This window comes from Olivibacter sp. LS-1 (assembly GCF_008245145.1).
Taxonomy (GTDB): Bacteria; Bacteroidota; Bacteroidia; order Sphingobacteriales; family Sphingobacteriaceae; genus Olivibacter; species Olivibacter oleidegradans.
This window is the reverse complement of record NZ_CP041643.1, coordinates 3,242,592-3,254,655: the sequence shown is the minus strand read 5'-3', so window position 1 is coordinate 3,254,655 and position 12,064 is coordinate 3,242,592. Positions and strand designations below refer to the sequence as shown.

The following is a 12,064-nucleotide window of genomic DNA, read 5'->3' as shown; positions in this document are numbered from 1 at the left end:
ATCAGTATAACCCCTCAAGCACTCAGCAGGATCCGCTGCCTAGTTTCTCAACCGATAACCTCTTACTTTCAGCTAATTCGTATCAGAAAAATTAGCGAGTTATGCAACCTTTTAGGGTATTTCTACGTCTTAAGGCAATTAGTTCAAAACATCGATTCAAGGCAATGAAAATACAATGGCTCTCAATTTTTTTTCTCTCCCTTAGTAACTATGCACTCGCTCAACAGACGGGAACGTCAGTTCTTGAAAAATTTCTTCAGGAGAAAGACTTTTTAAAACTAGAAGCAAGCTACAGACAACAAAAGGACACGCTTTCTGAACTCAATAGCCTATATTACGGAGCATTTATTGACAATGCTTCAAACCGATGTACACAATCTGCGAAAAAAATTGAAAGTCTACTAAAATACCATAAAAGTGAACTGACACCGCAGACTGCACCTCCATTATTAAACGTACAGATGGACAATTTCGTTAAATTGAATGCGTATCGCAAAGCGGCAAAAGTGGGCGAGCAAATCCTTGCTTCTTATAGCACTTTTTTAGACTCAGCCAAAGTTGCCGATTTGAAAAATACAATAAAACTATGGCGTGCACTGGAGAATGTCCCCCCTCAGCAGATTACGAAAGTAGAAAGTCGTGTAAAATGGACGAGAGACAAAATAGGGTTAATGAATATTCCGATCCGCATAGGAAATCAAGTGAGCGATTTCGTGTTTGATACAGGCGCGAACTTATCTACTATTAGTTTAAGTTATGCGCAAAAGCTGAAATTGAAAATCATAGCAACAAGCATCGATTTGGGAAGTAGCACTTCCATACAAAACCAAGCTATGCTCGCCATTGCACCAAGTATTTTTATTGATAAAACTGAGTTAAAAAATGTGGTTTTTTTAGTTCTTCCTGATAAAAACTTGCAATTCCCTCAACTCGACTTTGCTATTCACGGGATTATCGGATTTCCGGTAATGAACCTTTTACGGGAAGTACAAATTGCACGAGATGGCCAATTTTATATCCCTCCATCTGTTTCTAACAATGTTGGTCAAAACCTATTCTTAGACGAGCTAACTCCGGTTATTCAATTGCAAGTAGGAGATGACACCTTACTTTGCCACTTCGACACCGGAGCAATGAAAACAGAGCTCTTTAAAAAATATTATGATGCTAACAAATCAAAAGTGGAAAGCGAAGGCAAGATCGACAGTATCGGTAGAGGCGGCGCAGGCGGTGTGCATAAAATTGAGGTCTACAAAATACCTTTGTCAACTTTTACTATTCAGGGCAAAAAAGTGGCACTTGCTAATTTGCCGGTGTTAACCGAATCTGTTGGCGACTTTGATGCGCATTTTTATGGCAACATCGGTCAAGACATTATAAATCAATTTAATAAAATGACTATCAATTTTCAATCTATGTATATAGACTTCAATTAACCAAGTCCCCAAAAAAACAATAGCTTTATAGTCCTCCAATTGCTTATTAACAACCCTTTTGTTAAGTTTGAAAAAGATGAAAGCAGATAACTATTTAGTTGACTTTGGTGACCTTGATCCCATCACTTATATTCACCTACGAACCGCAAGCGGCTTAAGTGCCAAGACATTGGAAGCAGCTCAAATAGGATTGGCAAACTCAATTTGTTCGGTAATCGCGTTAGATATCGATAATAATCAACCGGTGGGTATGGGGCGTATTATTGGCGATAAAGGATGCCATTGCCAAATCGTTGATATTTGTGTACTTCCCTCCCATCAGAAAAACGGATTAGGTAAGCGGATTATGAAGAAACTAAAAGAATATATAGACAATGCATTGCCTGCTTCTTGTTATATTAGCTTAGTGGCAGATGGCGACGCTTATAAGCTATACGCTCAATATGGTTTCGAGGAGGTTTGGCCTACATCACGAGGAATGGCCCTCTTAAAAAAATAAGTATTTCCGCATAGTATGAAAAGAATCCTGATCTTATTATTGTTATTAAATGGCTTAATTGCTCGATCACAAACAAAAGACATTCTTCCTTTTACGTTGACTTCTTCCGGACACCTTGTGATCGAGGCAACGGTGAATGGCATTAAAGGAAAATTCATCTTCGATACCGGTGCCGGCCTTCATCTGTTTTTTAAAGATTTCGCCAAAAAGCTGCAAGTAAAAGATTCTTATAATATCTTCGTCGCTCATCGGGCAACCGGCGAAGCTATAACAACACCAATTTATTATGCCAAAGATTTAAGGATTGGCAATCAACTATTCGAAAATCAAATTTACAGTACGTTCGACTTAACGCTGGATGGGATTGATGGTTTGATTTCACTTCAAGCTTTTCAGAATACTCCCATTACCATTGACTATAAAAATAAGACAATCTCTTTAGGCGAGCTGGATATAAAGGATAAAAAAAAGTATATTGATATTCAAATAGCAAACCATGCAGATAAGGCTTTAGATATTTTCACATATGTAACATTGAACAATAAGATAACGATCCAAGTGGCGCTGGATGCGGGAGCGGGTCAAAACTCATTTTGGATTCACTCAAAATTCATGAAAACACTTGAATTAGATAGCAATCAGTTTGAGAGCTATGCTAAAAAAAGTGAATTTGATTCACTTAAAACCAATCGATTTTTTATCGGTTCCATTGAGTCAATCAAAACAGCAAATAATACCGCCCATATAAAAGCACCGAAGGTATCTTTTGTAGAAGGTCTGATTTATGAAGGTAAGACCAGCATTGACTGGTTGGGCAAAAAAATAGCCATTAGTCTTCCTGAAAAGAAGATTTTTATTCTAGAGTAAATGCCGCAATATTCATAGCTATCATCAATGTATCAACTCCATTCAACCGATTACGTTTTGGTGGTATACAATATAGATTATTAACTACGTGACGGACGCGACGGGAACAAGGAGCATATTAAGGCAACAAACACCAATAGCAATATATTCGCTATTGTCGTTATGCTGTATGCCTGAAAGTAGGACGCTTCGGCCTCCCTGTTGTCTAACACACTGAAAAACAATCCGCCAACAACACCTACACCTAGAGCAATCGAAATTTGTTGAACGGTTAAATAGAGGCCTGATGCTGCGCCTGCAAATTGCGAAGCAATGCTCTTAAGTGACAGGGTGAACATGGTTGGTAGCACCGAACCACAACCCAGTCCATAAACAAACAACACGGGGAGAACTTTCATCGTCTGCAGATTACCGTCTCGTAGCACCAAGAGATGCAAGAAAAGAGAACCAATCATACAGGAAATCCCTCCTATTAACACCCATTTACCAAAACGTTGTACCAGTTTTATTGAAAGAAAGGAAGCAATGACATATCCGAGGCCTTGGAATACGAAATAAAGCCCGGTCATTGAAGAACTTACATGAAGGCCCTTTTGAAGATGCATCGCGTTGATAAGAAAGTAAGAATCTTGCACCATATAATAAAAAATCGCAGCAAATAACCCAATAGTAAAATACTTGTTACTAAATAAATCGAAACGGATCAGTGACTCCTTCTTTATTCTCATGCAATGACGTTGATTATAAACAAAAATCAAGAATATCGGTATGGACAGAATCAATAAAAAGATGCTCCATTTGGGCCAATTTAGTTCGCGCCCTTGGATAAGCGGATAAATAAAAGCGATCAAAGCCAACATAAGAAGCACAACCCCGGAAAAGTTAAAGGTTGTTTTCTTGTGCGTTTGAGCAGTCTTATCTATTGATGGCCTCTCTTTGTCGTTATACAGAAAACGATAAGCCATATAAGAGGCAACAAGACCAATTGGAAGATTAATCAAGAATATAAGACGCCAGCCAGCAACAAAGAAATGGGTATCTGGTAATACACCGCCCAAAAATTGTCCGATGACGGATGCCGTGCCCGCAATACTGCCATAAATACCTAGAGCTTTCTCTCGCTCTTTGGGATCCGGAAAAAGCACCGGTATAAAAGCGACACCCTGAGGGACCATAAAAGCAGCACTTATTCCTTGCGCCAATCTACTTAGATTTAACTGCCAGGCATTTTGAGCAAAGCCGCAAGCACAGGAAGCGATGGTAAAAATTAAGATACCCGCAATGAATACACGCTTCTTTCCAAAATAATCACCAGCCCTACCTCCCGTTATAAGAAACGACGCATAACCAATAACATACAATACGATTACCAATTGAATATCACCGTCCGATCCTCGAATCCCCTCTTTAATGGAGGGTACGGCAACGTTTACGATAAAAAGGTCGATGACAGATAAAAAAATCGCTGAGGAAACAATGAGAAGGAGAAACCACTTATTATTCATTTTATTCATATAACAGTGTTTTGAAGCTTTCTATTTTGTATGTTAAGCCTATTAGATTGCTCTTATTTACTTATCTTTAGAAATCGAAAGTGAGGGATTTCAGCGTATTACACAAGTAGTTTGGTAAGCGATACTAAGTATGGAAAAGAATACTATTATTGATAATGAGCATCTTGAAAATGAGAAAAAAACAAGTTCGAAAGAAAATAACTGTGCCGTGACAAATGTTTTTAAGGTAATTGGAGGAAAATGGAAGGTTTTGCTTATTAATGCTATTTATAGTAACTGCCCTAAAAGATTTGGAGAATTGAGACGGGAAATGGAGGACGTTACGCAAGCAACATTAACCACCCAGTTACGCGAATTGGAGCGTGATGGCATTATTTGCAGAAAGGCTTACGCTGAATCACCTCCACGTGTCGAATATAAGTTAACAGATCTTGGAAAAACACTTATGCCTGTTATCCGGTCGTTGGAAGATTGGTGGCATGCTTACACCAACTGTAGGGACATACACAATGAATAACACCTCAACCTTTATCGGCTTAAGTAAAAAACGATGCACCTAAAACTGAATCAATGCGATTATATATGAAAAGATTTCTGACTCTTTTGATGGTGTTTACTATCTATTCTTCCTTTACAAAAAAAGAAACGGTATGGTTAGCCTTGGGCGATTCCATTACCTATTTGAACGATCATTTAAACGAGACGGGCAATAGGGTCCATAAAGGCTATATGACTTATGTTACCGAAAAAAAGCCGTCTCTTCGTTATATTAACCAGGGGCATAATGGATGGACTGCTGTACGTATAGCCCAGGAGATTGAAAACCTCGGATTGGTGAAAGCAGATGTCTATACTATTTTTTTAGGCACGAATGATTGGTGGGCGGGGCTCACACTTGGTTCATTAAAGGACTATCAGCAAGGAACAGGAAATTCGACTGTATTTGGAGCATTTAAAACAATAACCGATAAAATCAAACAGTTAAATCGCAAAGCGGATATTATTCTAATTACTCCCATGCAACGAACAGATTTCGTCTACATTAACGATATGCATAATAATGCCTGGGGCTCTTACAAAGAGAAAAACGGACAGCATTTAGAGCAATTTGCCAACGCGATCATTAGCATCGGTAAACTGGAAGGATTCAAGGTAATAGATTTATTTCATAATAAGCAACTTGATTTAGCAAATTTAGTCCATTATAAAAGACTTAGGGATAAAACTAACGGCGCCTATAAAAATTTCAAATATCCTGATTATATTAACATTCCTTTTAATGCTGACGAAGATGAATACCCTTATCCGCCCCAGTCTATTAACATGACCTACGATGGGTTACACCCTTCGGACCGAGGCAATCAGCTTATTGCGGAGCAGTTATTAAGTATATTTAATGATCTGTAATAATCTCTCGCACAGAGCATAGTAGCTGTTTTCACGTTGTATTTTTTAAAAAAGAATCAACATTACCAGCCGAAAATTGTTCATAAGCTAACAACATCAATCAAAATAGTATGGACCAAGTATATAGTAAAGAACAAATTCAGGAAATTGCCGATGCAAGGCTCAATCAGCATAAGCCTGAACTTTCAAAAGGTAAACCATTTTCTTTCGAAATAGAAATCGGTAAAAGAAAATACAACGTCTCTTATCAACAGGATGACGAAGGTATTTGGAAATTTACAGACTTTAAAGAGGCTTAACGTATAAGGTCGGGGTTAATTGTTGCACAAACTCCGTAATGAAATATTTTGTTGGCAGTTTAGCAAAGGTGTTAAAATGCTTTATAAAGCATTTTGCTTGAATTCGACAGTTTGATGCCTTTGACTGAACCGGTACCCATAAAGGTATAAGCCATGCCAACAATTTTTGCATTCTTTGAAATTAAGGGCGCCTCAAAGGCTTTTTCATTATTTACATGAAACTGTAATACTTTTCCGTCCGATCTGCAAGCTACTTTAACCCAATTTGAAAGATCAGCACCAAATTTGGATAGATCTGTATATTTGCCCGAGATCACGGAATCGACTGTCATTAAATTCAAGTCTGACACACATCCTTTTATAGAAAGTGGAATGGCAATGGGCATTGCATCAGTGATAAGAAGAATATGAGAAAATTGACAGGCAGAACTGCCGTCATTAAAAGCATTTTTAACTTGAACTTCAAAAGAAAAATCACTCACTGAAGTAGGTTCAAAGTTTCCTACATTAAAAAATTTGACGACAGGTGGATTCGGGAGTAAACTTATTTTAGACTGTTCGACAATCCTAGCGGGTATACTTAGCTGGTTTTTATTGAGGTACCACTCTTTCTTTAAATAGATAGGTATCGGTTTACGGTCAATCGTGGCTAGCCAGCCATCAGTAGCAACTAGCAAAGGATGTTCCTTAACAACTTGGTCTCCAATGCTCAGCTTCGCGGTGTAATAACCCGGCTCATAATAAACTGCGGTGTGTGTATTTCCGTCCTTAGGAACCTGAACTCGTCGGTTTGCATCCCAAGTCTGCTGTATAAAGACCGAATCAACGATTGCCTTAGAAGCATCGTAAGTAAAAATGACCGAATTGGGAATACTTCTTGTGAGTGGTTTGCTACTAAAGGAAAAATCTTTTTCAGATAATGTAAAATGACTGGTTTTTGCCTTTTCTTCTTTTCTGTTCAAAAACGAAAAAATCACAAATAAACCAACTAATACCATTAACGACGAAAATATCAGCCTTGTTCTGAACTTTGAGGCATTCCTTTCTTTAGGCGGTGATGTTGGTGTCTCCTGCTTTGTTTGTTCATCATATTGTACCACAAAGGCTCGCCAATTTTCATAATCAATAAAATTCACAAGTGCATCTAACGTCGATATTGCCGGCTTTCCGTCATAACGGACCCTTCCCCAAACGCGTTTTAGGGTACTTGCGCTTAATAATACATTTGTTTTCTCGTAGATTAGATTGCTCAGTTTTTCGAAATCAGCGTTAGACCAATGTGAGCCATCACCCCAACCGACTTTCTTTTCGATCAAACGTAAACAAGCCAGCCTATATCTATCTTTATTTTCTATCATTTATGAAAAATGGTCGTATTTGAACAAGGTTGAACGAACTTGAATCGATCTTGGTTCATTCGTCCAATTTTAATCTTAATAAATTGGCCTTCATAAGACAAAGTTATTGAAAGATACCAATTTATGCGTAATATGATTAGAAGTTATTTTAAAACCGCTTGGCGAAATATCATCAAACACAAAGTGCAGAGCGCCATCAACATTTTGAGCCTTTCTTTGGGCATTACTTGTTACCTACTCATTTCGCTATGGCTATCGGATGAACAGGGCAAAGACAATTTTCACGAACAGCAAAGCAAACTTTACACTACCTACATAACTTCAACCGCTGACGGAAAAAAAGAAGCCACCTATGCCAGCCCATTTCGCGGTAATGGCACAGAAGTTACTTTGTTACTGGAAGATGCAAAAGAGCAAATTCCTGAAATAGAGCATCTTTCATTTTATATCGCAGCCTATGAATTACCATGGGGGCACCTGGAAACTTTTCAGCTAGGGGAAAAGAAAGTGAAATTAGCCGGTTCACGAGCAAGCAAGGATTTCTTTAAAATGTTTAGCTTTCCATTAATTGAAGGCGGGGCTGAAACTGCGTTGGACAACTTATATGGTGTTGCCATTTCTCGAAAAATGGCAGAAATCTTTTTTGGAAGTCCACGGGAAGCAATGGGAAAAAGTTTACGTTATGAAAATAAGTACAATTTTATTGTGACGGCGGTATTCGAAAATATTCCGAAAGAAAGCTCGCTTCAGTTCGATTACGTCTTTAATTGGGATGCGCAAAAGCGCTTACTGGAATGGGCTTCCAATAATATTTTTACCTATGTTCAATTTAAAAAAGATACTAATATAAAACAGGCTGAGAAAAAATTATCGCTACTGCTCGATACGAAATTGGAAAAACGAATAGGTATTCAAACCAAGCTGGGTCTACAACGATTTGGCGACCAATACCTGTTCAATCATTTTGTTGAAGGTGAACCAACCGGTGGACGTATAGAATATATACGACTATTTAAAGGGGCAGCCATCTTTATTCTCCTTTTGGCGTGTATCAATTTTATGAATTTAGCTACCGCCAGATCAGTAAAGAGAGCAAAGGAGGTAGGGCTTCGAAAAGTAGTTGGTTCGAATCGGACGAGTCTGATAGGTCAATTTTTTGGGGAATCCATCCTGTGTTGTGCTTTGGCAACAATATTGTCCGCTATACTTTTGTTAATTTTATTACCAACCTTTAATGGGTTGACAGGTAAAGAAATGGATTACCCATTTTTTCAACTTTCTTTTTGGATTGAAATCATCAGCCTAGTTCTTATAACAGGTATCATTGCAGGCATGTACCCTGCCTTATACTTATCTTCACTTAAGCCTATTCAGATCGTAAAAGGCATTAACTGTTCAGGAAAAAAAGCCATTCTGTTTAGAAAGACTACCACTATATTTCAATTCAGCCTCTCCTCTTTACTGATTATCGCTACAGTTGTTATTTCCAATCAAGTATCTTTCATTAAAAATAACAATTTAGGTTATGATCGCGAAAATTTGCTCTATGTTCGCATCGAAGGCGAGCTTTCTAAATTTGATAAATATTAATTATTTAAACAGAAAGCATCAAATTTACCTGGTATTAGTATGATTGATCGGAGTTCAGAAGCACCTCATGAAATGAGCTTCGAAACCACTACACCCATTGATTGGCAAGGGAAGCCCGACAATGCTTCCGTAGCGTTCAAGCCAGCTTCTGTCGGTTTTGACTTTGTCAACTTAATGAAGTTAACGATTACAGAAGGAAGGAATTTTTCAAGAAACATACAAACGGATTCTGCTGATGCTTTTTTGGTAAACGAAGAAGCCGTAAGGCAAATGGGATATAAAGATCCTTTGGGTAAATGGGTATCGGCCTGGAACAAAAGAGGACATATCATTGGTGTTTTAAAGGATTTCCATACGGAGTCTCTTCACGACCCAATAAAACCCCTAATCTTAGACGTAAAGGAATATGAGTATTTTGGTTTTATTATTGTTCGCACCAAACCTAATCAGTTAACGACCGCCTTGGCGAATCTGGAAAAAGTATATAATGAATTAAATCCAAACTTTCCCTTTATGTATCAATTTGCCGACCAAGAGTATGAAAACATGTATAAAAGTGAATTAACCACGTCGAGACTTGCTATTATTTTCGCGATATTGGCTATTGTAATTTCTTGTTTGGGGCTATTAGGCTTGGTAACATTCTCAATTGAACAACGTATCAAGGAGATAGGTATAAGAAGAATTATGGGAGCTACTATAAGTGGTATCGTTGGATTACTTTCCAAAGATTTTTTGAAGTTGGTCGTTATCTCCCTTTTTATTTCGATACCCCTAGGATATATATGGATGAACAAATGGTTAAATAATTTTGCCTATAGCATTCAACTCCGGTGGTGGATGTTTTTTATAGCAGGAATGGCTGTGCTTATAATTGCATTGCTTACCATTTCCATTCAGGTAATTCAAGCAGCTAGCGCTAAACCGGTGACGTCTCTGCGTGAAGAATAAGATTCCGATCGGTTAAAATGAACACATTAGCAAGTGTATCCACAATCTGTTTAAACAAAGAAGCCATTACGTTACACGTAATGGCTTCCTCGTTCTTTTTACCAAAAGTTATTTTATAATATCTCTCAGTTCCAAAGCTTTGATAATTGCACGGTATCTTTCGATATCTTTCTTATACAAATAAGACAATAAGGAACGACGTTTACCTACCAACTTCTGCAAAGCTAACTGAGTGGAAAAATCTTTACGATTCTTTTTCAAATGTTCAGTTAAATGAGCAATACGTTTAGTAAATAATGCTACCTGTCCTTCGGTAGAACCCGTGTTCTTAGCATTTCCTGCAAATTCTGCGAAAATCCCTTCTTTGTACTCTTTACTTAAATACATTACCTGAATAATATTAAAGCGTTAATAAAAAAATTAATTGGCTGCAAAGGTAGTACAAATACGCCTGCTTTCCAAATAAAGCAGTAAATAATTAGAAATCATTTACTGCACAGTTCTACCTAAATTGTCCCTTAAGACTGAGAAATGCTTGATTAAGCCAAAATTTTCGCTATATTAGCGGGAATGATTAATAACTATGCTCGCTTTGAGAGCGAATTTAAAGTGCGGCCCGATGATATAGACATGTTTCAGCATGTGCATAACAGCAAGTATTTTGACTATGTATTAGCGGCGAGGTATGAGCAAATGGAACTATTTTATGGTATGACCATGGAAGAGTTTATGGAACAAGGCTTTGGGTGGGTAGTGCGTACGGCTCATGTTAACTACAAACGTCCGCTAAAATTAGGGCAATACTTCATTGTTGAAACAGGTGTAGATGAAATGAAAGACAAAGGATGTGTGGTAACTTTTGCTATAAAATTTAAAGATTCAGGAAAAGTTTCCTGCGATGGCTGGTTCGATTATGCGCTGATTGATCTCAAATCAGGGAAATCAGCCTTCATAACGGAGGAAATGCTGGAGAAATATTCGATTTAGCTATCTTGAAATTGGCTAATTAATAATTAGCCAATTGTTGTTTTTCCATCTATTCTACCAAAGCCTGTTCGATCAGTTCTGTATAAAAATCGGTTTCCTGAAGACCTGCAGCCCTAACTTGCTGTGGTATAAAACTTGTTTCGGTTTGCCCTGGAATCGTGTTGATTTCAATGAAATAAAACTTATCGGTTTCTCTTTCAAGAAAAAAATCAATGCGAACCAATCCTTTACAGTTTAATCTAATATAAACTTCCTTCACCAATTGCTCTACCCGACCTTGCTGCTCATTCGTTAAATCAGCCGGTGTAATTTCGTTTGTAAGCCCAGGGATGTATTTAGCTTCAAAATCAAAGAACTCCCGTGTAGTGATGACTTCTGTTGCCGGTAGTACTTTTAACCCTGCTTTACTATTATAAATACCTACAGAAAACTCCCTCCCGGAAACAAATTCTTCTACTAGAACCTGCTTCCCCGCATTCTCGGTACCCAATGCCCGATCAATAGCTGACGAAAGTTCGTCAAGTTGCTTTACTTTCGTCATACCGATGCTACTTCCTCCTCCATTTGGCTTTACGAAATAGGGCAGCTTCAGCTCATTCTTAACATTTATTTCACTAACCGCTCTCGTGGCAGGGGAAAGGCAAACTGATGGAGCTAAATATAAACCGTCAATTCCCTGCAATAAAGACTTAGTATAAGCTTTATTCATTGTCAAAGCCGACGTTAGTGTATCACAAGAAGTATACTTTAGTCCGATCATATCCAAATAACCTTGTAACCTTCCATCTTCACCAGGTGACCCATGGATCATAATAAATGCCAGGTCAAACTTAACGAGGCCGTCTTTAAGGGATAAGGTAAAATCATTTCGGTTTACTTCATGTTTAATCCCCGCATCATCTACATGGTACCAGCTTTCAGGAGTTAATATTATTTTATAAACATCAAATCGACTCGTCTGCAGCTTCTGCTCAACGAAAGCGGCACTTTTTAAGGAAATTTCTATCTCACCCGTAAATCCACCGGTAATTAATGCTATTTTTGCGCTCATATATCAGTAAAGTATTACCAGCAAAGATAATTGAATATTGTTATCTTTATTCATCGTCTTACAAGAATTGGCATACTTTTTACGTATTAGAATTAGGCTAAAAAT

General features: G+C 37.8%; 13 protein-coding genes. 9 read left to right on the top strand and 4 right to left on the bottom strand.

What is annotated here, in order from left to right; translation table 11 throughout:
• The first annotated feature begins 164 nt into the window (after positions 1-164).
• The 3 genes from FKG96_RS13240 (at position 165) to FKG96_RS13230 (ending at position 2,802) form a co-directional block, all read left to right on the top strand.
• Positions 165-1,436 carry a retropepsin-like aspartic protease gene (locus tag FKG96_RS13240; RefSeq protein ID WP_165447035.1) on the top strand — a complete coding sequence of 424 codons (1,272 nt, stop codon included), beginning with the start codon at positions 165-167 and terminating at the stop codon, positions 1,434-1,436.
• 76 nt (positions 1,437-1,512) lie between these two features.
• Complete coding sequence (locus FKG96_RS13235; protein ID WP_013666348.1) at positions 1,513-1,935, top strand: GNAT family N-acetyltransferase; 423 nt, start codon at positions 1,513-1,515, stop codon at positions 1,933-1,935.
• Positions 1,936-1,950: 15 nt separating this feature from the next.
• Positions 1,951-2,802 (top strand): retropepsin-like aspartic protease, encoded by an 852-nt coding sequence (locus FKG96_RS13230; RefSeq protein WP_130857393.1) that lies wholly within the window; start codon positions 1,951-1,953, stop codon positions 2,800-2,802.
• A gap of 80 nt (positions 2,803-2,882) precedes the next feature.
• Here FKG96_RS13230 and FKG96_RS13225 read toward each other — a convergent pair whose 3' ends face one another.
• Entirely contained in the window at positions 2,883-4,316 is a 1,434-nt protein-coding gene (locus FKG96_RS13225) for an MFS transporter (RefSeq protein ID WP_130857392.1), read from the bottom strand.
• A gap of 130 nt (positions 4,317-4,446) precedes the next feature.
• Here FKG96_RS13225 and FKG96_RS13220 point away from each other — a divergent pair, with 130 nt between their 5' ends.
• The 3 genes from FKG96_RS13220 (at position 4,447) to FKG96_RS13210 (ending at position 6,022) form a co-directional block, all read left to right on the top strand.
• Positions 4,447-4,833: a helix-turn-helix domain-containing protein gene (locus FKG96_RS13220; RefSeq protein ID WP_013666345.1), complete on the top strand. Its 387-nt coding sequence runs from the start codon at positions 4,447-4,449 to the stop codon at positions 4,831-4,833.
• Positions 4,834-4,898: 65 nt separating this feature from the next.
• A complete protein-coding gene (locus FKG96_RS13215) occupies positions 4,899-5,723 on the top strand; it encodes an SGNH/GDSL hydrolase family protein (RefSeq protein WP_165447034.1) in 825 nt (274 codons plus the stop codon).
• Between the two features lie 110 nt (positions 5,724-5,833).
• Positions 5,834-6,022: a hypothetical protein gene (locus FKG96_RS13210; protein ID WP_013666343.1), complete on the top strand. Its 189-nt coding sequence runs from the start codon at positions 5,834-5,836 to the stop codon at positions 6,020-6,022.
• A gap of 71 nt (positions 6,023-6,093) precedes the next feature.
• Here the strand turns inward: FKG96_RS13210 and FKG96_RS13205 are convergent, their stop codons facing one another.
• Complete coding sequence (locus FKG96_RS13205) at positions 6,094-7,380, bottom strand: hypothetical protein (RefSeq protein WP_149105642.1); 1,287 nt, start codon at positions 7,378-7,380, stop codon at positions 6,094-6,096.
• 123 nt (positions 7,381-7,503) lie between these two features.
• Between FKG96_RS13205 and FKG96_RS13200 the strand changes: the two genes are divergently transcribed.
• Both FKG96_RS13200 and FKG96_RS13195 read left to right on the top strand, forming a co-directional pair.
• Positions 7,504-8,970: an ABC transporter permease gene (locus tag FKG96_RS13200; protein WP_130857389.1), complete on the top strand. Its 1,467-nt coding sequence runs from the start codon at positions 7,504-7,506 to the stop codon at positions 8,968-8,970.
• Between the two features lie 39 nt (positions 8,971-9,009).
• The gene (locus tag FKG96_RS13195) at positions 9,010-9,921 is read left to right on the top strand and encodes an ABC transporter permease (protein ID WP_130857388.1); all 912 of its coding nucleotides are present in this window, start codon (positions 9,010-9,012) and stop codon (positions 9,919-9,921) included.
• A gap of 108 nt (positions 9,922-10,029) precedes the next feature.
• Here the strand turns inward: FKG96_RS13195 and rpsO are convergent, their stop codons facing one another.
• A complete protein-coding gene (gene rpsO / locus FKG96_RS13190; RefSeq protein ID WP_013666341.1) occupies positions 10,030-10,308 on the bottom strand; it encodes a 30S ribosomal protein S15 in 279 nt (92 codons plus the stop codon).
• Between the two features lie 183 nt (positions 10,309-10,491).
• On the opposite strand from rpsO, the gene FKG96_RS13185 reads away from it, so the two are divergent.
• Positions 10,492-10,908, top strand: a complete 417-nt coding sequence (locus FKG96_RS13185) for a thioesterase family protein (protein ID WP_130857387.1) — start codon at positions 10,492-10,494, stop codon at positions 10,906-10,908.
• Positions 10,909-10,957: 49 nt separating this feature from the next.
• Here FKG96_RS13185 and FKG96_RS13180 read toward each other — a convergent pair whose 3' ends face one another.
• Entirely contained in the window at positions 10,958-11,959 is a 1,002-nt protein-coding gene (locus FKG96_RS13180; RefSeq protein WP_130857386.1) for a D-alanine--D-alanine ligase, read from the bottom strand.
• Positions 11,960-12,064: the final 105 nt, after the last annotated feature.

Excerpts from the sequence above, each read along its gene's own strand:
- FKG96_RS13225 (WP_130857392.1), bottom strand. The coding sequence starts at position 4,316 with ATGAATAAAATGAATAATAAGTGGTTTCTCCTTCTCATTGTTTCCTCA.
- FKG96_RS13220 (WP_013666345.1), top strand. The coding sequence starts at position 4,447 with ATGGAAAAGAATACTATTATTGATAATGAGCATCTTGAAAATGAGAAA.
- FKG96_RS13215 (WP_165447034.1), top strand. The coding sequence starts at position 4,899 with ATGAAAAGATTTCTGACTCTTTTGATGGTGTTTACTATCTATTCTTCC.
- FKG96_RS13205 (WP_149105642.1), bottom strand. The coding sequence starts at position 7,380 with ATGATAGAAAATAAAGATAGATATAGGCTGGCTTGTTTACGTTTGATC.
- FKG96_RS13230 (WP_130857393.1), top strand. The coding sequence starts at position 1,951 with ATGAAAAGAATCCTGATCTTATTATTGTTATTAAATGGCTTAATTGCT.
- FKG96_RS13180 (WP_130857386.1), bottom strand. The coding sequence starts at position 11,959 with ATGAGCGCAAAAATAGCATTAATTACCGGTGGATTTACGGGTGAGATA.
- FKG96_RS13210 (WP_013666343.1), top strand. The coding sequence starts at position 5,834 with ATGGACCAAGTATATAGTAAAGAACAAATTCAGGAAATTGCCGATGCA.
- FKG96_RS13240 (WP_165447035.1), top strand. The coding sequence starts at position 165 with ATGAAAATACAATGGCTCTCAATTTTTTTTCTCTCCCTTAGTAACTAT.
- FKG96_RS13235 (WP_013666348.1), top strand. The coding sequence starts at position 1,513 with ATGAAAGCAGATAACTATTTAGTTGACTTTGGTGACCTTGATCCCATC.
- FKG96_RS13200 (WP_130857389.1), top strand. The coding sequence starts at position 7,504 with ATGCGTAATATGATTAGAAGTTATTTTAAAACCGCTTGGCGAAATATC.
- FKG96_RS13185 (WP_130857387.1), top strand. The coding sequence starts at position 10,492 with ATGATTAATAACTATGCTCGCTTTGAGAGCGAATTTAAAGTGCGGCCC.
- rpsO (WP_013666341.1), bottom strand. The coding sequence starts at position 10,308 with ATGTATTTAAGTAAAGAGTACAAAGAAGGGATTTTCGCAGAATTTGCA.
- FKG96_RS13195 (WP_130857388.1), top strand. The coding sequence starts at position 9,010 with ATGATTGATCGGAGTTCAGAAGCACCTCATGAAATGAGCTTCGAAACC.